The sequence below is a fragment of the Butyrivibrio hungatei genome, from assembly GCF_900101605.1.
In the GTDB taxonomy this organism is placed as follows: domain Bacteria; phylum Bacillota; class Clostridia; order Lachnospirales; family Lachnospiraceae; genus Butyrivibrio; species Butyrivibrio hungatei_B.
The window spans coordinates 90,953-117,286 of record NZ_FMUR01000009.1; the positions used below are offsets into that span (position 1 = coordinate 90,953).

At 42.7% G+C, this 26,334-nt stretch carries 22 protein-coding genes and 1 riboswitch; of the genes, 6 read left to right on the top strand and 16 right to left on the bottom strand.

Going from position 1 to position 26,334, the window contains the following annotated elements; all coding sequences use genetic code 11:
* Positions 1-13: 13 nt before the first annotated feature.
* The 8 genes from thiE to BLP87_RS08310 all read right to left on the bottom strand — a co-directional run bounded on the left by thiE (position 14) and on the right by BLP87_RS08310 (position 9,266).
* On the bottom strand, positions 14-646 hold the full coding sequence (gene thiE, locus BLP87_RS08275) for a thiamine phosphate synthase (protein ID WP_074462278.1): 633 nt from the start codon (positions 644-646) through the stop codon (positions 14-16).
* Positions 637-1,428 carry a hydroxyethylthiazole kinase gene (gene thiM / locus BLP87_RS08280; protein ID WP_074462279.1) on the bottom strand — a complete coding sequence of 264 codons (792 nt, stop codon included), beginning with the start codon at positions 1,426-1,428 and terminating at the stop codon, positions 637-639. The genes thiE and thiM overlap by 10 nt, the downstream gene beginning before the upstream one ends.
* A 20-nt stretch (positions 1,429-1,448) precedes the next feature.
* Complete coding sequence (thiW, locus tag BLP87_RS08285) at positions 1,449-2,042, bottom strand: energy coupling factor transporter S component ThiW (RefSeq protein ID WP_074462280.1); 594 nt, start codon at positions 2,040-2,042, stop codon at positions 1,449-1,451.
* A 122-nt stretch (positions 2,043-2,164) separates the two neighbouring features.
* Positions 2,165-2,271, bottom strand: a riboswitch (TPP riboswitch).
* Between the two features lie 52 nt (positions 2,272-2,323).
* The gene (locus tag BLP87_RS08290; RefSeq protein WP_074462281.1) at positions 2,324-3,577 is read right to left on the bottom strand and encodes an ATP-binding protein; all 1,254 of its coding nucleotides are present in this window, start codon (positions 3,575-3,577) and stop codon (positions 2,324-2,326) included.
* 167 nt (positions 3,578-3,744) lie between these two features.
* Positions 3,745-5,250 carry a methyl-accepting chemotaxis protein gene (locus BLP87_RS16430; protein WP_074462282.1) on the bottom strand — a complete coding sequence of 502 codons (1,506 nt, stop codon included), beginning with the start codon at positions 5,248-5,250 and terminating at the stop codon, positions 3,745-3,747.
* A 126-nt stretch (positions 5,251-5,376) separates the two neighbouring features.
* Positions 5,377-6,912, bottom strand: coding sequence for an ATP-binding protein (locus BLP87_RS08300; RefSeq protein ID WP_074462342.1), 1,536 nt, complete (start codon positions 6,910-6,912; stop codon positions 5,377-5,379).
* Positions 6,913-6,950: 38 nt separating this feature from the next.
* Entirely contained in the window at positions 6,951-8,321 is a 1,371-nt protein-coding gene (locus BLP87_RS08305) for a vWA domain-containing protein (protein ID WP_074462283.1), read from the bottom strand.
* Positions 8,322-8,336: 15 nt separating this feature from the next.
* A complete protein-coding gene (locus BLP87_RS08310) occupies positions 8,337-9,266 on the bottom strand; it encodes a leucine-rich repeat protein (RefSeq protein WP_074462284.1) in 930 nt (309 codons plus the stop codon).
* A 317-nt stretch (positions 9,267-9,583) separates the two neighbouring features.
* Here BLP87_RS08310 and BLP87_RS08315 point away from each other — a divergent pair, with 317 nt between their 5' ends.
* Complete coding sequence (locus BLP87_RS08315; RefSeq protein WP_074462285.1) at positions 9,584-10,678, top strand: GntR family transcriptional regulator; 1,095 nt, start codon at positions 9,584-9,586, stop codon at positions 10,676-10,678.
* Positions 10,679-10,836: 158 nt separating this feature from the next.
* A complete protein-coding gene (araA, locus tag BLP87_RS08320) occupies positions 10,837-12,333 on the top strand; it encodes an L-arabinose isomerase (protein ID WP_074462286.1) in 1,497 nt (498 codons plus the stop codon).
* A 236-nt stretch (positions 12,334-12,569) separates the two neighbouring features.
* Here araA and BLP87_RS08325 read toward each other — a convergent pair whose 3' ends face one another.
* The 3 genes from BLP87_RS08325 to BLP87_RS08335 form a co-directional block, all read right to left on the bottom strand.
* Positions 12,570-13,475 carry a diacylglycerol/lipid kinase family protein gene (locus BLP87_RS08325; protein WP_074462287.1) on the bottom strand — a complete coding sequence of 302 codons (906 nt, stop codon included), beginning with the start codon at positions 13,473-13,475 and terminating at the stop codon, positions 12,570-12,572.
* Positions 13,476-13,499: 24 nt separating this feature from the next.
* Complete coding sequence (locus BLP87_RS08330) at positions 13,500-13,988, bottom strand: dihydrofolate reductase (protein ID WP_074462288.1); 489 nt, start codon at positions 13,986-13,988, stop codon at positions 13,500-13,502.
* A gap of 69 nt (positions 13,989-14,057) precedes the next feature.
* Entirely contained in the window at positions 14,058-15,185 is a 1,128-nt protein-coding gene (locus tag BLP87_RS08335) for a DUF3048 domain-containing protein (RefSeq protein ID WP_083334540.1), read from the bottom strand.
* Between the two features lie 117 nt (positions 15,186-15,302).
* On the opposite strand from BLP87_RS08335, the gene BLP87_RS08340 reads away from it, so the two are divergent.
* Genes BLP87_RS08340 through BLP87_RS08350 form a run of 3 tightly spaced genes read left to right on the top strand, consistent with a single transcriptional unit; the run spans position 15,303 to position 18,573 of the window.
* Positions 15,303-16,907: an MBL fold metallo-hydrolase RNA specificity domain-containing protein gene (locus BLP87_RS08340; RefSeq protein ID WP_074462289.1), complete on the top strand. Its 1,605-nt coding sequence runs from the start codon at positions 15,303-15,305 to the stop codon at positions 16,905-16,907.
* Between the two features lie 24 nt (positions 16,908-16,931).
* The gene (gene thyA, locus BLP87_RS08345; protein ID WP_074462290.1) at positions 16,932-17,783 is read left to right on the top strand and encodes a thymidylate synthase; all 852 of its coding nucleotides are present in this window, start codon (positions 16,932-16,934) and stop codon (positions 17,781-17,783) included.
* A gap of 19 nt (positions 17,784-17,802) precedes the next feature.
* A complete protein-coding gene (locus tag BLP87_RS08350; protein WP_074462291.1) occupies positions 17,803-18,573 on the top strand; it encodes a TraX family protein in 771 nt (256 codons plus the stop codon).
* Between the two features lies 1 nt (position 18,574).
* Here BLP87_RS08350 and BLP87_RS08355 read toward each other — a convergent pair whose 3' ends face one another.
* The 3 genes from BLP87_RS08355 to trkA all read right to left on the bottom strand — a co-directional run bounded on the left by BLP87_RS08355 (position 18,575) and on the right by trkA (position 22,107).
* On the bottom strand, positions 18,575-19,159 hold the full coding sequence (locus BLP87_RS08355; protein WP_074462292.1) for a hypothetical protein: 585 nt from the start codon (positions 19,157-19,159) through the stop codon (positions 18,575-18,577).
* Between the two features lie 137 nt (positions 19,160-19,296).
* Complete coding sequence (locus tag BLP87_RS08360; RefSeq protein WP_074462293.1) at positions 19,297-20,742, bottom strand: TrkH family potassium uptake protein; 1,446 nt, start codon at positions 20,740-20,742, stop codon at positions 19,297-19,299.
* Positions 20,743-20,745: 3 nt separating this feature from the next.
* Positions 20,746-22,107: a Trk system potassium transporter TrkA gene (gene trkA / locus BLP87_RS08365; RefSeq protein ID WP_074462294.1), complete on the bottom strand. Its 1,362-nt coding sequence runs from the start codon at positions 22,105-22,107 to the stop codon at positions 20,746-20,748.
* Positions 22,108-22,794: 687 nt separating this feature from the next.
* On the opposite strand from trkA, the gene BLP87_RS08375 reads away from it, so the two are divergent.
* Positions 22,795-23,337, top strand: coding sequence for a flavodoxin family protein (locus tag BLP87_RS08375; protein ID WP_074462296.1), 543 nt, complete (start codon positions 22,795-22,797; stop codon positions 23,335-23,337).
* 323 nt (positions 23,338-23,660) lie between these two features.
* Here BLP87_RS08375 and BLP87_RS08380 read toward each other — a convergent pair whose 3' ends face one another.
* A complete protein-coding gene (locus BLP87_RS08380) occupies positions 23,661-24,257 on the bottom strand; it encodes a hypothetical protein (RefSeq protein WP_074462297.1) in 597 nt (198 codons plus the stop codon).
* 82 nt (positions 24,258-24,339) lie between these two features.
* Positions 24,340-26,223: a threonine--tRNA ligase gene (locus tag BLP87_RS08385; protein ID WP_074462298.1), complete on the bottom strand. Its 1,884-nt coding sequence runs from the start codon at positions 26,221-26,223 to the stop codon at positions 24,340-24,342.
* Between the last annotated feature and the right edge of the window lie 111 nt (positions 26,224-26,334).

Consider the following 26,334-nt stretch of genomic DNA (forward strand, 5'->3'; position numbering starts at 1 on the left):
TTCATTTATGCAATCAAAGCTCATCAATTGCTTTAATAAGTCCCTGCGCCGCCTCTTTGGGTGACTCGGATTTCATAATTGCTGAAACCACGCAGATTCCGGCGATAGGAATACCTTTCAGTACGCCAAGGTTGTCTTTATTCAGCCCGCCTATCGCATTTGCGGGAATCGGCACCGCATTGCAGATATCATTCAAAGTATCAGTTGAAGTAAGAACTGTTTTTACTTTGGTCGTTGTGGGATATATCGCTCCGACTCCGAGATAATCCGCTCCCGCTTTATATGCTGCAAGTGCCTGCTCCACAGTCTTGGTCGTTGCGCCTACTATCTTTTCTTTTCCAAGGATTTTTCTTGCCGTCTCAACAGGCATATCCTCTCTTCCGACATGCACTCCGTCCGCGCCCGTTGCAAGAACGACATCGACTCTGTCATCAACGATAAGCGGTACCCCATGCTTTCTCGTAACCTCAAGGGCCTTGCTCACAAGATTTATATACTCCGCGGTCGTCTTATTTTTTTCCCTTATCTGGACAAAGGTAACGCCGCCTTCTATCGCTTCTTCAAGAGCTTTCAGAAACTCTTCGTCGCTCTTACCCGTGCTGTCCGTGACAAGGTAGAGCTTAAGCTGCTTTCTGTCTAGTGCCATGTAACTTTCTTCCTTTCTTCGATTATGTCGTCGTTTATATCAGCGATGGCGTCAAAAAGTCGCATCAGGAACATATCTCCCTCTGCGTTTTCGCCGCTTATTCCAAAGGCCGCCGTCGCATTCACGATTGAATCTATACTTGTATCTGCCGCAAAAAAACTTGCACACACAGCTCCGAGCATACATCCTGTTCCTGTTATGCTACCGAGTTTCTTTGTTCCGTTCCCGATAACCGCCGTTTTGCTGCCGTCCGATACTATATCTTTTTCTCCGCTTGCAAGAACGATGGCATTGATGTTCTGCGCTAGTTTCGCTGCAATATCGATCATCTCTTCCAATGTAAGCTTCTTGTCTGCATCAACGCCCGATGACTTATAACTGTTGTCAAAAAGAGCGCGGATTTCAGAGTAATTGCCCTTTATGAGCATAGGCGCTTGGGGATTTCTTTTGCTTATGCAGATCATCTTTTTTACAATGCCTCTTCGAAGCTCCGAGCATGCAACGCCCACCGCATCTATGACAACGGGCAACTCTTTTTGCATGGCCTCGTCATACGATATTGCCATTGCTTCAAGCCTGTCTCTCGTCACGTTTCCGAAGTTGAGCAAAAGAGCTTTCGCACTCGCCGTAATCTCTCTGACTTCGTCCGGGTGCTCCGCCATGATTGGTCTTGCTCCCAGAAGGAGCACGGCATTGGCGCACTGCATTATTGAGATTGGGTTAGTGATGCAGTGAATTAGGGGCGATTGTTCTTTTAGTTGTTTGCAGATGTTTGTTTTCATATATGTGACCTTTTCGTCTCTTAAACAGCTTTATTTGTTTTACTATCGATGATATCATTCGAATCATTTTTTGTTTTAGATTTTTCTACTCTTACCACTTCATCACTGCCGTTCAGACTGTCCTGTATTTTTCTAAGCATTCCTGTAGCGGACAGTCTCTTCAGAAGAAGGTACGCAATGCTTCCACCTATCAGCGTTCCCATGATAAATGAAGGGACATAGAAGAAAAGTGTTAGCCCAGTTTTGCCCCAAAGATAAGTCATAACGGGATATGATACGACTGCGCCGATAATTCCGGTTCCGATGATCTCGCCGATAACCGCTGCGATAATCTTGCCCTTTGAAAGCTTATACAAGATTCCTGAAAGAGCCGCGCCAAACACCGCACCCGTAAGCGCAAGCGGCGGGATTCCCATTGTTGCCATCCTGATGGCACCTATCAAAACCGCACATGTAAATGAATACACAGGCCCCATAAACACAGCGCACGTGATATTGATAAGATGCGCCATCGGGCACATTCCCTCAACACGAAGTATCGGAGAAATCACAACTCCGAGTGCGACAAACATCGCAAGCGTAACCATTTTCAGCAATACTTTTTGATTTTTCATATCAATCTCCTTTTGACGGGCCTGAAAATCAATGCACGATAGTGCTTTAGCATCCGGCGGAGGCATCTTTTTTTGCATCAAAAAAGCGGAAGCTCCCGTCCGGTAAGCTTCCGCATAAATCTCCTATTTCTACAAGGCATCCCTACGTTGGCATTATCCAAATCAGGTTCTCGGTCGAAGGTCACACCTTCCTCTCAGCCTGTAATACAAGCTCCCGTCTGTTTAATTTTTATAAATATGGTTATACACCATTATGAGGGGAATTACAATATGGAATAAGGCTATTTACTGCCATATTTAGTTCCTCTACCCATTCCGTATTTCACAACATAGCCCGCATCTACCAACTCATTCAATATCCTTATTGTTTTATCCTTACTCCATTTCAGTTTCTTTGCCAGTTCACTACTACTGTAACGCAACTCACTGCCAAGTATCTCCAACACTTTGCTTCCATTGGAAGTAACTGATACCGTCGATGATAAAACAGGCAATATAACTGTAATAGAATTATCTTTTATATCGAACTTCGGTTTTGTTTTATAATCTCTATATGAATCTATTATTCGCTTGATCCCGGTACCAAACATTTCAATATAATGCAGCCTAAAAAATATATTTCCCAATACCGGATTTCTTAGTGTTGAAATATTACCATCTAAATATTCATTCTCACTTATTCCGCTTGGCAAACCACCGGGAGACGAAATTTCAATTCTATCCTCAAACATCAATATTCTAATATTCGCGCTTATATCCCATGTTCTATGAACTAACGCATTTGCAACAGCTTCGCGAAAAGCTTTTTCAGGTATCTTTTCAACTATAGTTCTATCCACACCTTTAATCTGCTCGTATTGATAATATCTTCGGTACATCATAATTGCATTATCATACTGCATAAGAATTGAAACATGTACAAAACTTTCTCTATCCAATATTTCATCAATAGAATTACCAAAACGCGCAACATCAATACCGGGAAAAGAATTTATGTCAGATAATAACGAAGCAGCATTATTAAGTTTGCCATCTTTTGTATATAGTCCTAAAGTCCGAAGAGTATCATCAGTGACTCTCGTAACCCCTAACTTTTCAATAAGCTTTTCTTCAAGTTTAGCAAATGTCATATCATATTCTTCACTACATAATGATTCAAAATACATGTTGCTTCCTTCAAGAGTAAGTCGCTTCAATTCGATCTGATCAACCTCGATAGAAGCAGTATCGCTTCTACGATATGCTTTTCCTTTGTAAAGATATGGCTTATATTTTCCTTCATTAACTTCCAATGTTATTACATTAGTTTTTCTATTGATTGAAAGCACATAATCAGGTTTGGGGGAAATCAAATCATTAATCTTATTTTCAATGTCAAGACATCTCTGATCCGGATCATCTACACCAATAACAGTTCCATCATCAGCAATTCCAAATAGTATTTTCCCCGTTACGAAATTTGAAAAGGCACTGACTGTCTTCAAAAAAGAATTTGTCAATTCAGATTTATATTCCAATGTCCTTGTTTCCTTCATTAACAATTCCTCCTTGTTTTCATCTGTATCGTATCAAAACAGCGGCGTAAATGCAACGAAAAAAATTACGTTGCATTTACGCCGCATTATTTCAATGGCACAGGTCGTTTCAAAGACCTGCGCCATTTATATTTATTATAACTATCTAAAGCTACTACTATGTCCGTTCATTCGGATAATCCTTTAGAAATCTGATTGATTGTCTCTGCCATTGCGCTCAGTTCCTCGATGTTGGCATTGATTTCTTCCATTGCTGCGCCCTGTGAAGAAATGTTTTCATTTATGCCCACAGTCTTATCTACCATCCTCTTAATGGTTTCGGACATATGATTCAGTGTCTGTGCGATTTCCTCACTCGTATTTGTGGAAGTAACCGCCAGTCTTCCTACTTCTTCCGCAACAACGGCAAATCCCCTGCCTGCTTCTCCGGCTCTGGCAGCCTCAATTGATGCATTCAATGAAAGAAGGTTAGTCTCGGAGGCAATGTCCTGAATAATATCAATTATCCTAAGAGAAGCTTCAACCGACTCATTTATCACATCGGTAGACTTTACGATCTCGGACTGTTTTTCGGCAACGCCTGTCATATCTTTTGTTGCCTGATCGACAGTCTTGGTCATTTCTGAGAGAGCATTTGTGAGATTATTTACACTGGTTCTCATCTCACTCTCAATCTTTTTATTCTTCTTGGAATCCGTAATATCCAGTATCGATCCGGCAACCACTATCGGAGTTCCGTCACTCTCCCTTACGGTCGTGCCAACAGCCTTAAACCACCTGTAGGAACCGTCCTTTTTTCTCAATCTGTATTCAATATCAAAAGGTGTGCGACCTGAATAATCATTGACATGCTTATTAAACGCATCCAATGCCGCCTGTTTGTCTTCCGGATGAAGACTGTCACTCCAGGAATTGAGTACATTCGGAAAATCTCTTTCATCCTGATATCCAAGAAGATGCCTGAATTGCCGGCTCCACCAAAAAGGATTGTCCGGATTGGATGGATTTCTGCCGATAACATTCATACTCCAACTACCCTCAGACAACGTATTGTCGATGGCATCGTGACGTTGAGTCTCAAGTTCCAACTGTCTCTTCTGTTCGATTTGCTCCGTTATATCAATAAAGATTCCTATAAATATCTCAGGTACGCCGTTTGGCTTCCTTGAAAGATTCCCGGCTGCGCGAAACCACCTGTAGGAGCCGTCCTTTGTCTTTAAACGGTAATCGACATCGTACTTCTTTCTGTTGGACTTATCCGCCAAAGTAGCATTAAACTCCGAAAGAACCATATCTTTATCATCAGGATGCAATTTGCCCGTCCACGCATCCAATGTATCCGGAAAATCAGATCTGTCTTTATAGCCTATCATTCTTCGGAATTCGTTACTCCAATTAACTCTATTGATCTCGCCGCTATCAGGATCAAAATACATCTCCCACATTCCGGAATGTATTATTTCATTGACCATATTAAGCTTCGCAGTCTCACCATTTGCATATTCCATTATTTCGGAAACATTATCATTTATCCTCTGAATTGCTTCTTTTTCACTTTCAGAAACGGCCTCATGATTGCTTATCAATTTCCCGCCCTTTAGGACATTGTCTACGCTTCCGCCTTGTATAGCGTCGAGCAAGGCGTCATTATCTCTTATTTTCTTAAAAAACATCGCGGCCTCCTTATGTGATTTATCATGCAGTTATTATCGCAAAAACACTGTTATGTATTCTATCTTACTATATCAATTTATAATAAACCACTAAAACTTCACGCTTATTTCAGCTTAAACAACCGTTCATTGCAGCTCGTACACAACCTTCCGAATCTCCTCATTAAGCTCCTGCCTCCTGTCATTCAAAAGCAGTATCTTATTGTATTTGTAATAGGCTTCGTTCCCCGTCTCGCGCACAAACTTAAGGCTGTAGTAAGCATTTGAAAGCTCGGTGAGGAAGATGACCATCTCCTGGCTTCCCGAAAGAGACTCCTCATCTCCAAATACGCGATTTATGAATTCAAGGCTGTTCGTAAGATGCCTTCCGGCTTCTTCACTTGCGTTTTTCCTTGCAAGCTCGCGGCTGTTGAACCACTCTTTTACCACTGCGACAGGATCCTTATCGCAGTCTTTTGCAATGATCTCCGCACAGTTCTTTAGTTCTGCTGCCGCAATCCTTCTATATTTCTCATCGTCGCGGCTCACCATTCCTGCTTCAACGTCTTTTTCCAGTTTCTCAAGTTCCTCATCCGCTTTAGACAGCAGATATTCAGAGGCAGCATCGGCCTTTGAGGCATTCTTTTCACAGTAGCCAAGAAACTCTTTCATGATTCCGAAAAGATCCTTCTGAACCGCCTGATCTTTCGCATAGTCCCTAAACTCTTCCATCAGCTTATCGACAAGAAGTCCGATAATACTAAGCTTCTCATCAAAGCTTCCGTTACGAAGAGCATCCCTGTCTTCAAACGCCTCTCCCTCAAGGATCTTGGGAATCTTATAAAGTTCTCTGTATCTGTGATAAAGCTCATGGTACGTGGCAAAATCGGAAGCAATATCCGCATTCTGAATGTACTGTCCGACAAGATTTTCATCGACTTCAATCCCTAGCTTCTCATGAACCTTGATAACTCTCGACAGATCCTCCCAACCTCTGGCCGTGACAAAGCTTCTTTTCTCAAGCTCAGTCCTGATGTTGTAGAAATTATCTTTTTTAATCTCAAGATATGCGAGAATTGCGCCATGAACTCCCGCCTTGTAGGCATATTCCTTCCATGCCTCAAAATCCTCTTCAATGTTGATCTGACGCACTCTGTCCAGGGTTACGATATCGAAATCTCTGACCGACTTGTTATATTTTGCAGGATTTCCTGCAGTTACGATTATATATCCGTCAGGAAGCTTATGCGTTCCGAAAGTCTTATACTGCAGGAACTGAAGCATCGTAGGCGCAAGTGTCTCAGATACGCAGTTAATCTCATCGAGGAAAAGAATTCCCTCTTTTACCCCCGACTTCTCTATCTGATCGTAAACAGCCGCTATTATCTCGCTCATGGTATATTCTGTCACGGAATATTTCCTGCCGCCGTACTCTTTCTCCGAGATCATCGGAAGTCCGATCGCACTCTGCCTTGTGTGATGAGTTATCGTATAGGACACAAGACCTATCCCGAGTTCCCACGCTATCTGCTCCATGATCGCCGTCTTGCCTATTCCGGGAGGTCCCATAAGAAGAACCGGCCTTTGCCTGTTTACGGGAATCTCGTACTGCCCGCTCTCATCTTTTGTAAGATATGCCCTCACGGCATTTTTCACTTCATCTTTTGCTTCATTTATATTCATGGTCAATTCCTCATCTTTTGTGTCGTAGTTGTCCTTCATTAAACATAGAGCTTCAGCGCCCACTCCGGCACCTTGGTATCATCGATATCTCCGTCTTTCGGAAATGCAAATGCAACATCGTAGTCAGGGCTCTTTTCCGGATATTCTCCGTACCCGTCGGTAAAATAGATAAGCCCCTTTAGATTCTCAAACTCGCCTTTCTCCCGCAGGCTCTCTACATATTCAAACACCGGCCTAAAGTCCGTTCCAAATCCGCCTTCCACCGTAATCTTTCCAATTCGGCTCTCCATATCATCGACAGATTCAATAATCTCATCCTTCTGCACCCTGTCATCGCACTCGATCAGATGAACTTTGATCTTTTGAAAAAAGCTCTCTCTATCCAAAAGAATCTTCGCAGCCTCTCTCAGAAACCCTTCAAGCAGCGTATCTGTGCAGGATGCGGAAGTATCAACCGCGATCACAAGCTCTTTTAACCGCTTAACTTCCCTGAACTCATTCTCTTCAATGAGCGGCATATTGCCATAATGCATCATCCCATATGAATACATCCCGTAATCGAAAGTATCCATGTCGATGCCGCCCTCTTCCCGAAGTATCATAAATCTTTTCAGGAATTCGCGGTAATCCGTCCTTGATGTATTCTGTATCTGCAAGAGAAAAGAGAGCTTGCCGGCCTTGTCGGAAGCCCTGCTCGAAAGCGCGTCTATCTCGCTCTGAAGGCGCTTTGCCTCTTTCTCCCAGTCTTTTTCTTTATCTTTTATTTCCCTTAAAACAAGCGGACTTATCAGTTTTTCCTTAATTTTCTCATCTTCGTCGTTTTCTTTTTCCGGATCGTCCTTCGGAATCCTTCTGAAAAAACTATGATCGTCCAGCTTAAACTCGCGCTCTGCCCGCTCAAGTTCATCTATCGTAAGCTCTTTTCCCTCTGTGGAAAAAAATCTGTATAACTTCTCCACGGTAAGGACCTTCAGCTCATCCTCAAGCCGCGCGTACATCCTGTCCCTGTAATCCGACGTAACTCTGTATATGCAGGGATAATCCATGCCGTCAAGAATCGACTCGACAACGATATCCGCGCACAGATCAAACAGCCTCTCATCCTCATAAAACGCCGATGTGTACATATGCCTGAAAATGCAGTGAATTATCATGTGAAGATACGTTCTGTTAAGCTTCCCCGGCTCCTCGATAAAGAGCTTTAATATATACGAAGGGTTATATCTGATATTCACCGCATCGGTACCTACGGTCACGGTCGAAAGATCCATCTCATACTTAAGGCTCATAAGCGCCGCGCCCATAAATCTCATTGCGATGTACAGTTCCGTTCTTGACGCCTCAAGCGCTTTTACACCAACCGCCTCAAGTTCCCTTCTTTTCGCACTTCCGGAGTTTTCTTTTTTCATATCATCCTCCGCTGTTTACAAAAGATTAAATTCCTCAAAGCTACCGCTCTGCCTTTTGCTGCGTTCGATAATAACCGCGCAAAGCAGCGTCTTTCCTGCATCGGTAGCCCTCTTTATCCCCTCTTCTATATGTTCATCGAGGAAAAGAGCTTTTTCATCGGATGTCCTGTAATCAAGAAGTTTACCGACATACTCAAGCTCCTCTTCCGTCTCCGATGCACCTTCTATCATCCTGCCAAAAATGCTTCCAAAATTGACGGAAACATAGTCTTCATATTTTTCTCTGTAACCTTCCGCGAGCTCATATGGATAAAGAAGTCGTCCCAACGCGATATCTTCTGCAATTTCCTTGCCGTCTATTTTCGCCTTCTCAAAGAGCTTGTCGTACTCCCTGAAATTGATGAATGTCCTGTCAACACACTCTCTGTACGCATATCCCGAGCCGCCAATTGAGAACTGTATTGTCCTTGCCATGGTATTTTCATTGAAATCATACAGATATTCAGGGAAGGTCAAAAGAGCTTCTTCTATACTCCCGTTCTCCTTAAGAATTTTTATCCTGAAGTTCAGCGTCCCGTCCACATCTGCAAGAAAGTTTCGTATTATCTCATATCTTCCGTTGTTTATGGTCACATCTATATTCCTAAGACTGTCGCACTGCCTGAGAACGCCGTCGTAGTAATCGATTATGCCGTCGTATACACTTATCTCTTTGAGTGACTTGCAATTATGAAAAGCAAAGCCGTAGACAGTCTTTATACTTTCGGGAAGTTGTACGCTTTCAATATCATCTCTTCCCGAAAAAGAATGATTTCCTATTTCCTCAACAGCAATACCGTCAATCTCCGCCGGTACCGCAAGTTTCCTGACAGCTCCTTCATATCCGGTTATCGCAATATATTCATGTCCGTCTTTTTTATGGTTCTTTTTCTCATACAAAAACATTTCGTTTTCATGTTCCTTCCTACACTATTCGAAGTTTACCAAAACCACTGCCACAGTGCAACAAGGCAAGGGGGAGGTGACGGTGGTGACATGGGGACGGAGCAGACAGGGGGAGGGTGGTGACAGGGGGACGGAGCAGGTGACACCTCGTACCGAGGTGTCACCTGCTCCGTCCCCCTGTCACCACCCTCCCCCTGTCTGCTCCGTCCCCATGTCACCACCCTTTCTCTCCCTCCTTGACTCCCCCACACTTATGACTTATATATGTATTTACAACCAAAAAATTATAGTTCACTGACAATAAGGAGAACTTTCACATGAATAATAAAAAATCAGCTTCGCTTAAATATCAGCAGATAGAGGAAGAACTAAAGCAACTTATCTTAGAAGAACAGATTAAACCCGGAGAAAAAATGCCGTCCGAAAATGTACTTACCGCAAAGTATGGCGTTAGCCGCCAGACAGTCAGAAAGGCAATCTCAAACCTGATAAACGAAGGTTTCGTGTACGCAGTTCAAGGAAGTGGAACATTCTGCTCGGATGCATCAAGATTCAAAAAGGACTCAAAGGATATCGCCGTTGTGATGACATATCTTTCGGACTACATTTTTCCGAAGGTCATAAGCGGTATCGATTCCGTTCTTTCAGAAAACGGATACAGCATTGTTCTTAAAAATACCAACAACTCAAGGACAAGAGAAATACAATGTCTTGAAAATCTTATTGAAAAAAACATCGACGGAATAATAATAGAGCCCAGTAAGAGCAATGTCTTTTGCAAGCACAAATATCTGTATGACAGGCTTGATTCCTACGGCATCCCCTACATCTTCATTCAGGGTGCGTACTCTGTCATGGAGGATAAGCCGCACGTGATAATGGACGATGAAAAGGGCGCATACCTTCTGACCGAACACCTGATAAAGCTCGGGCACAGGAACATCCTCGGCGTATTTAAAAGCGACGATACACAGGGACAAAACAGGCACAAAGGCTACGCCAAAGCTCTCGCAAAAGAAGGCATCGCCTACGATCCGGAGAATGTCATCTGGTTCTATACGGAAGACCGCGCCGTTCACCCATATACAACTCTTCAGAAAATGATACGAAGCGGCAAAAAAGTTGATGCGATCGTTGCCTACAATGACCAGATAGCCTTTCACCTTATCAAGGCCATCCGCGAACTCGGGCTTAAAGTCCCCGAAGATATCTCAATTACAGGTTATGACAACTCGCAAACATCGACTAACACTGATATTACCCTTACGACCATAGTTCACCCTCAGCAAGAACTCGGCAAAATTGCCGCAGAAGCCCTGCTAAAGATGATCCACGGCGAGGAAGTTGACAAAAAGATTGTCATCGAACCTAAGCTCATCACCGGAAACTCCTGTAAAAACAGGGCTATTTAGGAAAACACTGATCTAATTATTTTTTTCTTGGAATCAAAGTTTACAACTTGACCACTCGTACGTACAAGTTTGAAAATCATATTATAAACGTATTGTCTTTTTTGTGAGAAGGGAAAGCAATACATGGGGTAAACGCTATATATTAAGGAGGGTTACATATGATTCAAACAAAAACGTACAAGTTCTGGTTCTGCACAGGTTCTCAGGATCTTTATGGGGATGAAGTCCTGAGACATGTTGCGAATCATTCAAAAGAGATTGTTGAAGAGCTCAACAAGTCAGGCATACTTCCGTTCGAAGTTGTCTGGAAACCTGTTCTTATAACAAATCAACTTATCAGACAGACTTTCAACGAGGCGAATGCCGATGAGACTTGCGCAGGTGTGATCACTTGGATGCACACGTTTTCACCCGCAAAATCATGGATTCTCGGTCTTCAGGAATACAGAAAGCCTCTCTTACACTTGCACACTCAGTACAATGAAGAAATTCCTTACGATACCATCGATATGGATTTCATGAACGAAAACCAGGCTGCACACGGTGACAGGGAATATGGACACATCGTAAGCAGAATGGGCATCGAGCGCAAAGTTATCGCAGGCTATTGGAAAGACAACGAAGTAAGAAACAGGATTGCATCCTGGATGAGAACCGCTGTCGGCGTTATGGAATCAAGTCACATCAGAGTAATGCGTGTTGCCGACAACATGAGAAACGTTGCCGTTACCGAGGGCGATAAGGTCGAAGCTCAGATCAAATTCGGCTGGGAAGTCGACACATATCCTGTAAATGAGATTGCAGACAGTGTCGCATCCGTGAGTGCTTCCGACGTAAACGCTCTTCTCGATGAGTATTATGACAAATACGAGATCATCCTTGACGGAAGAGATCCCGAGGAATTCAAGAAACACGTTGCCGTTCAGGCTCAGATTGAGCTTGGCTTTGAAAGATTTCTTGAGGAAAAGAACTATCAGGCAATCGTTACACACTTCGGCGACCTCGGCTCACTCGGCCAGCTTCCCGGACTTGCAATCCAGAGGCTCATGGAAAAAGGCTACGGCTTTGGCGCAGAGGGCGACTGGAAAGTTGCGGCAATGGTACGCCTTATGAAGATAATGACTTCCGGCATGAAAGATGCAAAGGGCACTTCAATGCTTGAAGACTATACATATAACCTTGTAAGGGGAAAAGAAGGAATACTTGAAGCCCATATGCTTGAGATATGCCCGACTATCGCAGACGGTCCTATCAGCATCAGGGTTAAACCGCTTTCAATGGGTGACAGAGAAGATCCCGCAAGGCTTGTATTTACTTCAAAAGAAGGCAAAGGTATTGCCACATCACTTATAGACCTCGGCAACAGATTCCGCCTTATCATCAACGAAGTTGAATGTAAAAAGACAGAAAAGCCCATGCCTAACCTTCCGGTTGCAACTGCTTATTGGACACCTTATCCGGATCTTTACACAGGAGCCGAAGCATGGATACTTGCAGGCGGCGCACACCACACAGCATTCTCCTATGACCTTACCGCAGATCAGATGGCCGATTGGGCTGAAATGATGGGGATTGAAGCCGTAATAATTGATAAGAACACTTCCATACCGTCGTTTAAGAGAGATCTTAAACTCGGTGAAGTATTCTATAGATAACCACACCCTCTTTTTCAGAAAGGGAAACACTGAATCATCAGCGTTTCCCTTTTTTTGAATTGGTTACAGGGGGAGCAGACAGGGAGACGGTGGTGACAGGGGGACGGAGCATTTGGTGACAGGGGGACGGAGCATTTGGTGACAGGGGGACGGAGCATTTGGTGACAGGGGGACGGAGCATTTGACACCTCAGTACGAGGTGTCAACTGCTCCGTCCCCCTGTCACCACATCTTCCTTATGTATACTTTGTCCGTATAGTTATAGCCTTCTCTATGACAGATACATCCGTCTCCTTATACGATCCGCCAAATTCACCGTCAAGCGTCCACTCTACATCTTCCGTAGCTTTGAATGTAACATGCTTAACCTGCTTGTATGTAAGATACGGATTATCCGGTGATTTCATCGCAAGTGCGGAAATTATTGAATTAAATTCAACAAGATTCTTTGGTGCATGGATAAGAATAAGCTCCATCTGTCCGTCATCCTGCTGTATCAGCTCATCTCCAAAAAGAGTCATTCCCGCAACAGACGATGAATTGCTCACTGCTCCAAAGACATAATCACCGCTTTCTTTTACGCCGTCAGCCTCAATCTCCATGTGGCAGCTGTATCCGATGTTCTGCGGAAGTTCAGCGATGGCACTGAGTATGTATGCCGCGTAGCCAAGAACATTTTTTAACTCCTGATCCGTTGCATAACTCACTTTCGAAAAAGCTCCGAATGCCGCAACATAATTAAAATACGTGCCATTCATCTTTCCCACATCGTAACTGAACGGTTTTCCGTCTACCGCTGCCTCGATAGCTCTTGCTCTCACTCCGGGTATTCCAAGACCTTTGGCAAAATCATTGGTGCTTCCCGCAGGGATATATGACAAAACAGGTTTGTTCTTCATCCGCATTATTGAATTGACCACATGATTAAGCGTACCGTCGCCGCCGCTGCACAGTATGGCATCTACCCTGCCGTCATACTGATATATGATAGATTCCGAGGTTATACCATCCTCAGGCAAAATAGGAAACACAACCGGCTCATATCCTGCCTTTGCAAACCTCGTCACAATATCCATAGTATAATTTCCTGCTTTTCCAACCCCCGCAGTTTTATTTATCAAAATAAGAACTCTTTTCTCCATAGGCGTCTCACCCCATTAACACTTTTATTTCTTTTTGTATGTCCTGTATGTATATGTTATGTCGAAATAAACCTGTTCCTCACTCTCATCGACAAGCTCCCAGTCAGGATTTTCATCAAGATTTGGAAAAAAACTGTCTGCCTGATATTCCTTATCGATAAAAGTGACAATAGCCGTATCGCACTCATCAATAAATTCATTATACACGCTTGTTCCGCCAATGATAAATATATCATCGGAAGGAATATCTTTTATAAGCTCATAAAGCTCTTCCTTATTGTGCGCCACAACGGCATCCTTTACTTCATAATCCTCCTTTGTAGAAAGAATAATATTGTTTCTTCCGGGAAGAACGGCTTTTCGAGGAAACGTCTCAAGAGTTTTCCTTCCATATACGATAGTTTTTCCCATTGTTAAATTCTTAAAATTCTGCTGATCTGCTCTTATACTTACCAAAAGACGTCCCTGATATCCTATGGCCCAATTTTTATCAACTGCTACTATTGCTTTCATATTTTCCTCCTACAATACAGTAAAGGGCTGCAACATATTCATTGCAGCCCTCATAGTTTTTTTAATTTATTACTTTACAGTAAGTGAATCCCATGTATCAGCCGGAACAAGTGTGATATATGTCTTACCTGTGTTGATCTGAATCTCTTTACCATTTTCATCATAATACTTGGTTACATGATTATCGCCATCTTTTACCCAAGTAATATCTTTGGCAACGCCGTTTGTAATGTACCATCCAGGCTGTCCTGCTGCGATACAGTTATAAATAAGATAACCGTGCTCATCATACTGATGGAAATCACATTTCTGAATGAGTACATTCTTGAAGCTGAGAGGCTCGTTATCCTCTCCGTCCTCGTGACGTGAACCGTACTCATAGTACTCATATTCCTTAGTCTCGTCATTATACTTAAGTGTTGAAGTATTGTGCCAGAAAGGAAGTGAAATCTCTGTTGCGGGATAAGTCCTCTCATAAACCTTTGTAAGATCTACTTCTTTGCCGTAAGGAGCAAAGTTGAAGTGACTTCCTTCATTCTTATACTGTGTATAATTCTTTGAATACTCAGGATCTGAAGACTTACTTGAGAAGTTCTTATCAAGGTCTCCCTTGCAAACATACTCTGTAAATTCTCTGGGCTTTCCGTTCTTTACTCTCTGGAATGTTCCTGAGAAGTGCTGAGCCCAAGGGTTCTTCAGATACTCATCAATGTAGAAAGGACCGCCGTCATGGCAAAGTACCGCATTCCACTCACCTGCAAGAAGGATATTTGTAGGACGTGTACTTCTTACGCTTCCCATCTGTTCAATCTTATCCCAGTCCTTAACGATACACATAAGTCTGGTAATTCTGTCATTCTGTGTACTGTTCATAAGCTCGTAGACAACATCAGCCTCTGATGTTCCAAAATGAGGAAGAGCTGTCTTCTCATTATCTACCATAACCGCAACGGGACGCTGATCCTTGAGTTCTTCACTTATAGGTTCACCTGTGATCTCACTGAGGTACATTCCTTCCGGAACCTCAAAGTTCTCCGCTTCTTCTGAAGAAGCTTCTGAAGAAGCCTCTACTGCAACATCTTCAACCGAAACAGAAAGTGAAGAATCGTCAGCTCCCTTATCTTTTCCACAAGCTACAACGGAAAAAGCCATAGCTGTGCACATTGCAATCGCAATAAATTTTTCCCTTTTTTTCATAGTAAACATCTCCCAATTTTTTCTTAGCTAATTAAGTCAATGCAATTATTTTACCAAATATCGGCTATTTTTTCCACAAAGAAATTATGATATGCTAAATGAAAAGGGGGAAACGCCATGAAACTTACCTTTATAGGTGCTGACCACGAAGTTACGGGCAGTTGCCATTTACTTTCCGCTTGTGGAAAAAATATTCTTATAGATTATGGAATGGAACAGGGCAAAGATTATTTTGAGAATGTCCCGATTCCGGTTTCGGCACCCGAGATTGATTATGTATTTCTCACCCACGCTCATGTGGATCATTCGGGTAATCTTCCTCTTTTATACTCCAAAGGTTTCAGGGGAAAAATATTTTCAACCGACGCGACCTGCGATCTGTGCAACATAATGCTCAGAGACTGCGCTCATATCCAGATGCAGGAAGCCGAATGGCGCAACAGAAAAGCCAAACGAAACAAAGATATAACGCAGATTGAGCCTTCATATTCCATGGAAGATGCGGAAAAGACGATAAAGTCTTTTATTCCGTGCAAATATGGCGATGAGATCACTGTCTGCGACGGAATAAAGATACGCTTCACCGACATCGGTCACCTTCTCGGCTCGGCCAGCATTGAAGTTTGGATCACGGAAAAAAATATCAGCAAAAAAATTGTCTTTTCAGGCGATATCGGAAATAAAGCCCAGCCGCTTATCAAAGATCCCGAGTTTACCGCTTCGGCAGACTATGTCCTCATGGAATCGACCTACGGAGACAGGGTTCACTCTACGGAAAGACCTGATTATATAAAAGAACTGTCGGAGATTCTCGACAGAACTTTTGCAAGAGGCGGAAATGTTGTCATCCCCTCTTTTGCCGTCGGAAGAACTCAGGAAATGCTCTACTTTATCAGGAAGATAAAAAAGGACAGACTCGTAAAGTCTCTTCCCGATTTCCCGGTATTTGTGGACAGTCCGCTTGCGGTCGAAGCAACCGAGATATTTAACGAAAACCGCTATGAATGTTACGATGAAGAGGCTATGGAGCTTGTTAAACGCAGGATAAATCCCATAACTTTTCCGGGGCTTAATCTTGCCATCACGACCGAAGAATCAAGAGCCATAAACGAAGATTCCGAGCCGAAGGTAATAATCTCGGCATCAGGCATGTGCGAAGCAGGCCGTATAAGACACCACTTAAAGCACAATCTCTGGAGAGAAGAATGTACCGTTCTTTTCGTCGGATATCAATCCGTAGGCACTACGGGAAGGGCAATAATCGACGGCGCCGAGCAGATAAAGCTCTTTGGCGAAACCGTAGATGTCAAAGCCGATATCTGCAAACTTGAAGGACTCTCGGGACACGCAGATAAAAACGGACTTATCGAATGGATAAACGGCTTTAACGAAAAGCGCCCCAAAAAAGTTTTCGTCGTGCACGGTGAAGACAGCGTCTGCAGCTCTTTTGCCAAACTTCTCAGAGACGATTACGGTTTTGATGCCTACGCGCCTTACAGCGGAACAGAGTTTGACCTTGTGTCAGGAACCTTCATAAAAGAAGCCGTCCCTGTTCCCAAAAAGAGCAAAGAGGCCACTCTCGTATCCGATGTCTACGCAAGACTCAAGGCAGCCGGAGCAAGGCTTGTCGGCATAATCGCAAAGAGCGAAGGTATGACAAACAAAGACAAAGCAAAATTTGCGGACCAGATAATCGCATTGTGCGACAAATGGGGAAAGTAATCATATAAATTCAGGAGGAACGGTATGTCAAAAGCCGATGAAATTTTTATTTCCATGTGCAAAGATATCATGGAGAACGGAACATCAACAGAAGGTGAAAAAGTGCGCCCACACTGGCCGGACGGTACTTCTGCCTATACTATAAAGAAATTTGGTGTCGTAAACAGATACGACCTTTCAAAAGAATTTCCAATAATGACGCTCAGAAAGACAGCACTTAAGAGTGCTACCGACGAGATACTTTGGATTTATCAGCAAAAGAGTAACAATATAAACGATCTTCACAGTCATATCTGGGACGAATGGGCTGATGAAACAGGCTCTATCGGAAAAGCCTACGGCTATCAGATTGCTCAAAAGAGTATATACAAAGAAGGCGAGTTTGACCAGATCGACAGAGTCATCTACGATCTTAAGAACAATCCTTTCAGCAGACGTATCATGACCAACACATACATGTTTTCAGATCTTCACGAGATGAACCTGTATCCTTGTGCCTACAGCGTAACTTATAATGTCACGCAGAAAAAAGGCGAAGACAGACTTACGCTAAATGCCGTACTCAACCAGCGCTCGCAGGACGTGCTTGCCGCAAACAACTGGAATGTCGTACAGTATGCGGTCCTTGTCCATATGCTGGCTCAGGTATGTGATATGAACGTGGGAGAACTGGTTCACGTGATAGCCGATGCCCATATTTACGACAGACACATTCCGCTTGTAAAAGAGCTCATCAAGCGCACTCCTCTTCCCGCGCCGAAGTTTACATTAAATCCGGATATAAAGGATTTCTATAAATTTACCAGAAATGATGTGTCACTCGAAAACTACGAAGTTGCCGGAGAACAGCTCAAAGACATTCCTATCGCAATCTGACATAACGGAGCTTAGACTAATGGATAAATTTGCAGATTTTCGTAAAATCTCAGGAAACACGCTTAAAATGATAGCTCTTGTGACTATGCTTATAGACCACATAGGAGCCGCTGTGATTGCCCCACTTGTAGAAGATGACATTTTACCTGTGGGGATGTCTTTTGACACCCTTAATACAATATATAAGGCACTGAGATTTATCGGAAGAACATCCTTCCCTATCTTTATCTTTCTAATCACGGAAGGTTTCATACATACTTCAAACAGACTAAAATATGCTGCAAGCCTGCTAATTTTTGCTTTGATATCTGAGCTCCCCTATGACTATGCTTTTTACGGGAAAATAGATCTTGAAAACAGCAATGTATTCATAACGCTTTTTCTTGCCCTTATCACGCTATGCGGCGTAGATGCCGTAAGTAATTATTTTCATAAAAAAAATCTGAATACCACATATGCAATGTTCGCAAGCATCATAATAATTCTGATAACATCTGCCGCTGCATCTTTTATGCAAAGCGACTACAAATGCTACGGAATCTTCCTTGCAGTAATATTCTGCTTCTTCAGACCGATCTTTCCTTTAAACATACTCGCCGCATATATTGTTATCGCTTCATACAGCACTGAATGGCAAAGTTTTCCAGCCTTTATCCTAATATTTCTTTATAATCAAAAACAAGGCAAAAAGCTTGGCAAATATAAATATCTGCTCTACGCTTTTTACCCTGTTCATCTCATCATCTTATATGTGACCACGCTTCTTATCGCCGGCGCACTTTCAAACTGATTCAATCCCCTACAATGCCTGCCATAGCTTCCTGTGCTGCGGCAATATTTGTTGTAGACAAAGTATATGTCTGCAACGTTTCCGTTGAAAATCTTACGGTATTGTACTTATCCACGGTTACAACCGCATACTCCGTGTAACCTGAATCCTTATCTCCCGTAAGTATGTAGACCTCATCGCCCTTTAACACATCCATCTCAACTTCAACCGTTACCTCTTTTGGCAAAATTTCTTGATTAAATGATATCTCATATGTTCCCGGATAAAACGATTCCGGATCTTTAGTTATCGTTCCGCTGTACGGGAGTATCTCATCATTATCGTCTTTAACAGTCACCCTCTGGGTAAACCTGCTGTTCGCCGTCAGATCTGCAACTATTTCCTCGTCACTATCGGAAGAATCATCCTCTTTATTATCAACGCCCAAATACTTAAGAAGTGTCTCTTCTGCGGCATAGTATGCATCTTCATTATCAGCTGTCTGCTGATTAGAGCCGTGCCTTCTGTAAATATGAATGCTAACGACAGACAAAGCGACAACAAATACCACAGCAAGAACAATAACTACCCACCTTGCTCTTTTCATCTTCACCTCAAAATAAACTTTATTCTTTTTTAACTATTATTTCACAGAATAAACTAAAGTTTATCACAATTTGGACACAAATTCCAATAGATTTTTTCAAAAATATTGCAAATTTTATTCAATTTCTTGAAAATGGCTTATCTACGCCATGTTTTGGGTTTCATGATTATAAATATCGGTAACAACTCAAGTCTTCCGGCAAGCATATCAAACATAAGGACTATTTTGGACAAAACAGAGAACTCTGAATAATTACCCATAGGTCCTACCATTCCAAGTCCCGGTCCTATATTGTTGAGCGTAGCCGCAACCGAAGTAACCGTCGTCTGGAAATCAAAATTATCGAGTGCAACCACTATTGTCGAAGCAATAAATGTCATAACATATAGGCCAAGATATGCAGAAACCGACTTAACCGTAGTTCCTTCAACCGTGTGTCCGTCCATGTAAACTCTCTTTATAGCTTTCGGATGAACTATGAAATTAAGCTCATTCCTAAAGTTTCTTACTACAATGATCGCTCTTGAGAACTTGAATCCACCACCTGTTGAACCCGCGCAGGCTCCGACAAGTGAAAGAATACACAGGATCATCTTTGAAAACATCGGCCATTTATCAAAGTCGAGTGTTCCAAATCCTGTCGTAGTCATAACGGAAACAACCGCAAAAAGCGAATGGTGGAACGAAAGCCCTGCATTATCAAGAATTCCCGCCCTGTATATATTCACAGCAATAAGTGCTGCTGCAAGGAACATTGTTCCAAAGTAGAATTTTACTTCATCTATGGCAAAAGCCTCTTTGGGCTTCCTGTTTAAAAGGAAATAGTAAACGGTAAAGTTTACTCCGCAAAGTGCCATGAATACAATGATTATGGCCTGGCTCAACACAGAGTATCCGCCGACACCTGCATTGTTAACGGCAAATCCACCCGTTCCGACAGTTGAAAAAGAAATCGTTATCGCATCATAAAGCGGCATTCCCGAAAGAAACAGACATATGATCTCAACAACGGTGATTCCAAAATAAATAAGGTAAAGAATCTTAGCGGTATCTTTTACCTTGGGAACGATCTTACCTACAACGGGTCCCGGGCTCTCCGCACGCATAAGGTGCATACTGTATCCGTCCGCCATCGGAACGATTGCAAGAAGGAATACCAGAACTCCCATTCCTCCGATCCAGTGTGTAAATGTTCTCCAGAACTGTACGCTGTACTCTATCCCGTCAAGAGTTGTAAGAATACTTCCTCCTGTGGTCGTAAGACCTGATATCGTCTCAAACACAGCGTCAACGTAACTTGGAATGGTTCCTGTAATAACAAAGGGAACCGCTCCCAAAAGACTCATAAGTATCCAAGCAACGGCCGTGATAGAAAAGCCCTCTTTTGCATAGATAACCTTGTTTGCAGGCTTTTTTAACGAGCCTATGACACCTATAAGTGAGCAGGCCGCCGCAAGTACCAGAAAAGACACCGCGCTGTCATATTCCTTATAGATAATTGCCACTACAAACGGTAGCATAAACAGACATCCCATTACTCTCATAAGCCTAAAGAGAATGTATCTGATCATTGAATAATTCATTTTTTAGTTCTCCAAAATATCATTTATGTCTTTTAATCCTGTATGCGTTGTAACAACGATCACGGAGTCTCTGTCCTTGATCACACTCGCACCTGTAGGAGACAGTATCTCTCCGTAGTGATTTATGCAGGCTATAAGAATGCCCTTCTTAAGATTGAGCTGTGCAAGAGGAACATCGATTACGGGACTTCCCTTTCTTACGATAAACTCAAGTGCCTCAACGCGCTCATCATTAAGTTTGTACAATGTCTCAATATTACTGTCCTTGGAAGCTGACATACCTCTTACAAACTGAACTATCCTGTCAGCGGTAATATTCTTGGGATAAATGACACTTCCTATATCAAGCGAACCGATTATATCCCCGTAATTTACTCTGTGAACCTTAGTAATAATCTTAGCCTTGGGATTTATGCTCTTAACGTACATTGAGAGCATGATATTCTCTTCATCAAGGTTTGTGAGCGCTACAAAAGAACCGACGGAAGTGATGCCTTCTTCAAGAAGCATATCCTTATCCGTTCCGTCGCCGTTTATTATAAGTGCCTGAGGAAGAAGCTCCGAAAGCTCCTTGCATCTTGATGCATCTTTTTCAAAAAGAGTAACTTTGATTCCTATAGAGATAAGCTCTTTTGCCAGATAAAAACCTGTCTCTCCGCCGCCGACGATTATAGTTGACGGAACCTTCGCAGTCGGAAGTCCGAGCTTTCTAAAGAATGTAAGTGTGTTTCTGCTCGATCCAAAAATTGTTATCTCATCTCCGGCCCTTAATATAAAGTTACCGTCCGGGATAAATACTTCATTGTCACGTGATACAACAGAAATAATAACCTGCTTCTTGAGGTCGTCAGGGATATCTCTCAGAGCCTTATCGCAGATTCTGAGGTTCTTGGTAACGATGAACTTTACGAGCTCCGCTCTTCCCCTTGAAAAAGTCTCAACCTTCGTAGCCGACGGGAACTTAAGAAGTCTGTCCGCTTCTCCCGCCGCTGCTTCCTCGGGATTGATTACCATTGAAAGACCAAGTTCTTCTTTGATGAAATTGATCTCTTTTTTATAGATCGGATTACGTACTCTTGCTATTGTGTGGCAGTTACCTGCTTTCTTCGCAATAAGACAACAGAGAAGATTAAGCTCATCCGACTCAGTAACAGCAATCATAAGATCCGCTGACTCAATTCCCGCATCCTTCATTATGGAATAACTGGCACCGTTACCAACTATTCCCATGACATCATAACTGTTTACCACATATTGGAGAACATTACTGTTTTCCTCAATGACTGTTATGTCATGTCCCTCCTTGCTAAGTTGTTGAGTAAGCGTCTGGCCGACATTTCCACAGCCAACTACTATGATCTGCATATAATTCCTCCATATAAAAGACTAAAAGGTTGCTCTTAATTTAGCTGAGCAACCTCTATTATTATATTGTTTAATCTAATAATAATCAACCTGCCCAAAAAGCGCGAAAACATCGTTTTTTTGGCACATTGAATCGCTGAAAGTCGCTGTTTTATCGTTTTTTTATAATAATTTCCTCTTAAGTTCATTGTATATATAGCATTCTGACGGTACAATTATGATGTCGGTGGAGGTTTTGTACACCGACTTTTGTATATAATTTCATAATAAGGAGACCTAAAATGAGAAACTTTTTCTCCCAATTTTTCCAGGGACGCTACGGTTCCTACGGAATGGACAAACTCACAAGGTTTCTTTTGATATTGTCAGTAATAGCTTTGATCGTCTCGCTTTGTTCACCATTTGGTATTCTATACTATGTTGCCTTTGCGTTATTGATCTACTCATATTTCAGGCTTTTATCGAAAAATATCACAAAGAGATACAAGGAAAATGAGAGTTTTATAAGAATTGAGCAAAAGATACGTTTATTCTTCAGAAAAACGCAAAACAACTTTGTTCAGCGCAAACACTATCACATCTATACCTGCCCGCAATGCAAGCAGAAGATACGCATACCAAAGGGTGCCGGAACCATCATGGTTCGCTGCCCCAAGTGTATGACCGAGTTTAAAAAGAAAGCATAGAATGAAAAAATATCTGGTCGTGTACGCCAGTGAAACAGGTAATACCCTTATGCTGGCAAAAGAAATTTATAATGCCATAAATTGTCCCAAAGATGACAAGGGCCTTGTAGACATACGGGCCTGGAACGGCACTCTGGATGCAGAGCTTTATTTTATAGGCTTCTGGGTCAACCGAGGTTCATGCAGTCTTGAGATAATCGATCTTATCTCCTCTCTGCACGGCAAAAATGTTGTTTTCTTCGGCACATGCGGTCTCGGCGACAGTTACGAATACCACAAGGTACTCGAGCAAAACGCCAGAGCATGGCTTGCGGCGGACAATAACTTTTTAGGTTCATTCTTTTGTCTTGGAAAAATGCGTTCTGAAATCAGAAACAAATATGAATCTCTTCGCGGGACATGCGAAGATGTACAAATAGAAATAATGCTGAGTATGCTTGACGATGCGTCAAGCCACCCCGATAACCGGGACCTTTTACAGATCAGACTTTTTACGGATGAAGTACTTGTAAAATCCGAGAATTATACTGCGGCATATATATAACTTCCCGCTTATTGCAAGGCATGGCTGTAGCCTTTTTGCTGTAGGTGCTACGCACCGTATGACCATGACCAATATAATTTTTCGAGCGTCCTGCAAGTTCTTTTCGAAGCATGCAAGAGGGAAAGTAATCTGACCTTTAGAAAAACAAGAGGATATAACGAATCTGCATGAACAGGTGAAAATTCTAAGGTGCATCTGCTCAGACAACTTCGCGCAGCATATATCCAATCCTCGGGCCAATATAATTTCGATGAAAGCAGCAAAAAGGCTACAGCCATACCTTGCAATAAGCCCCTAAGTTTTACACTGCCACCGCGTAACGGTCAGTGGACCCTTATAGTACTTGCACTTATATTAAAGCTTTCCTCGCAATCGTCATCTGCAGCTCTTTGATATGTGATGGTGAATGTGCGATATTTGGAACGTATTATATATACGGTCTGATGAACGACCTGCGAGCCTTCGGGTTCATATTTGGCGACTATCTTGTAACCGGGATAGCCGTCTATTTCTATGTGGTCAAAAGATTCTACTTTGAATCCCACATCTGCTCCATATTGAGCCTTATACCCTTCCGAAACGAGAGCTTCATATTTGTGCTTATCGAGTTTTCCGAGGCTGTCGATACTCTTTTCACCGCTTGCGATCTCGGCTTTTTCTCTGTTCGTAAGCATGGAGTCGGCGCTGTTATCATGCACATTGTAACTTACAGATGATGATTCCATAGGTCTGTACTTATTTACATAGTAACCCTTCACCCCGGCAGGAACAAATTCGGAATTAAGGACGAAAGTACATCCAGTTGCTTCCTTAAGCTCTTCGCCTGCTGCCAGTTCAAGGCATAGAGCGTTAGTAACAAAAATGGCAAATGCCATTAATGCCGCAACTATTGCATTGAATAAAATTTTCTTTTTATTCATAGATAAGACGCCCCATTTCATTAAATGACCTGACCATATAATATGGCCAGGTCTTTATAATTTCTTTTACAAAACAAATATATCAAGCTTCGTAGCTGTCGATAAGCTCAAGGCTGTGCTCTTCGTTCATCTTCTTGCACATCTCAACGAGTGCATCAAGAGGAACGTTCTGAACCTGCTTGTTGGAACCACGAACATTGATAGATACAGTGTTCTCCTGTGCTTCCTTGTCACCGACAACAATGATGTACGGATCTTTGTAGTTCTTGAACTTCTTGATCTTCTCTTTCATGTTGTTGTCTGAGTAATCAGCTTCAACACGGATTCCGGCTTTTACAAGAGCCTCTTCAACCTTCTTGGCATACTCGTTATGCTCTACACGGATAGGCACGATACCAACCTGATAAGGGCTGAGCCAGAACGGGAATACTCCCTTGAAGTTCTCGATGATGATACCGATGAATCTCTCAAGTGAACCGTAGATAGCTCTGTGAATAACTACAGGCATCTGCATTGTTCCGTCCTGAGCCTGGTATGTAAGGCCAAAGTTGTGAGGAAGCTGGAAGTCAAGCTGTACAGTACCGCACTGCCATTCTCTTCCGAGTGCATCCTTGATCTGAAGGTCGATCTTAGGTCCATAGAACGCACCGTCTCCTTCGTTGATCTCATATCCACCCTCGCCATACTTCTCATCGAGGATTTCCTTAAGAGCAGCTTCCGCTCTGTTCCAAACTTCGATATCACCCATGAAGTCATCGGGTCTTGTTGAGAACTCGGCTCTGTATGTAACACCGAATGTCGAGTAGATTTCATCAGCGATCGCGATAATATCGGCAATCTCTTCTTTTATCTGAGATTCCATTACGAATGTATGGTCATCATCCTGACGGAACTCCTGAACACGGAAAAGACCGTTCATCTGTCCTGACTTCTCTTTACGATGAAGAACATCATATTCGCTGTAACGGATAGGAAGCTCTTTGTAAGAGTGGTTTGTTCTCTTATATGTCATCATCGCATTTGGACAGTTCATGGGCTTTGCAGCCATTGTGTCGTCCTGCTCACGATTATATATAACGGATTTAGCCAGAATCTTAATGTTCTTAGGCTCTTCATCAGGTTCATTGATATTCTCAAGGATGCCGGGAATCTCAGCATCTGCCTTGAGCCATCCCGAAACACCGGGAACCATGAACATGTTATTTACGTAATGAGCCCAGTGTCCGCTTATAAGCCAAAGCTTTTTGTTATTAACAAGGGGAGCTGCGATTTCTGTGTAACCGTGTCTCTCCTGTACTTCTCTTGAATATTTAAGAAGTGCCTGATACATCTTCCAGCCTCTGGGAAGCCAGTAAGGCATACCGGGTGCGGTCTCATCAAACATAAAGAGATCGAGCTGGGCACCGATCTTCTTGTGATCGCGCTCCATTGCTTCCTGGATCATCTTGATGTGCTTTTTGAGCTCATCCTTGCTCGGGAAAGCATAAAGATAAATTCTTGAAAGCTGGTCTCTCTTCTCATCGCCTCTCCAGTACGCTCCTGAAACAGCCTTCACCTGATAAGCTACATTCATAAGCTCCTGAGAGTTTGCTACATGAGGTCCGCGGCAAAGATCGACATAATCATCGCCTGTATAATAAACTGTCAAAGTTTCATCTTCGGGAAGATCGTTGATAAGCTCTGTCTTAAACTTCTGATCCTTGAACATTTCAAGTGCTTCCGCTCTTGAAACCTCTTTGCGTGTAAAGTCTTCTCTTCTCTTGATGATCTCACGCATCTTATCCTCTATGGTCTTGAAATCATCCTGTGTCACAGCCTTGGGAAGTACGAAATCGTAGTAGCAACCGTCGTCGATCTGAGGTCCGATTGCATACTGCACTTCCTTTCCGTAAAGCTCTATAACAGCCTTAGCGAGAATGTGTGCCAATGAATGGCGGTAAACTTCTAAATATTCTTCTTTTGTCATTTCAGCTCCTTCTGCTATACCTACCGGGTACAGCCATGCTTTTTTATATTTATGATGTTCCGCTTTCGCGCATAGCGCTCGCCGGAACTAAGTAGTACACCAAGCTCGAAA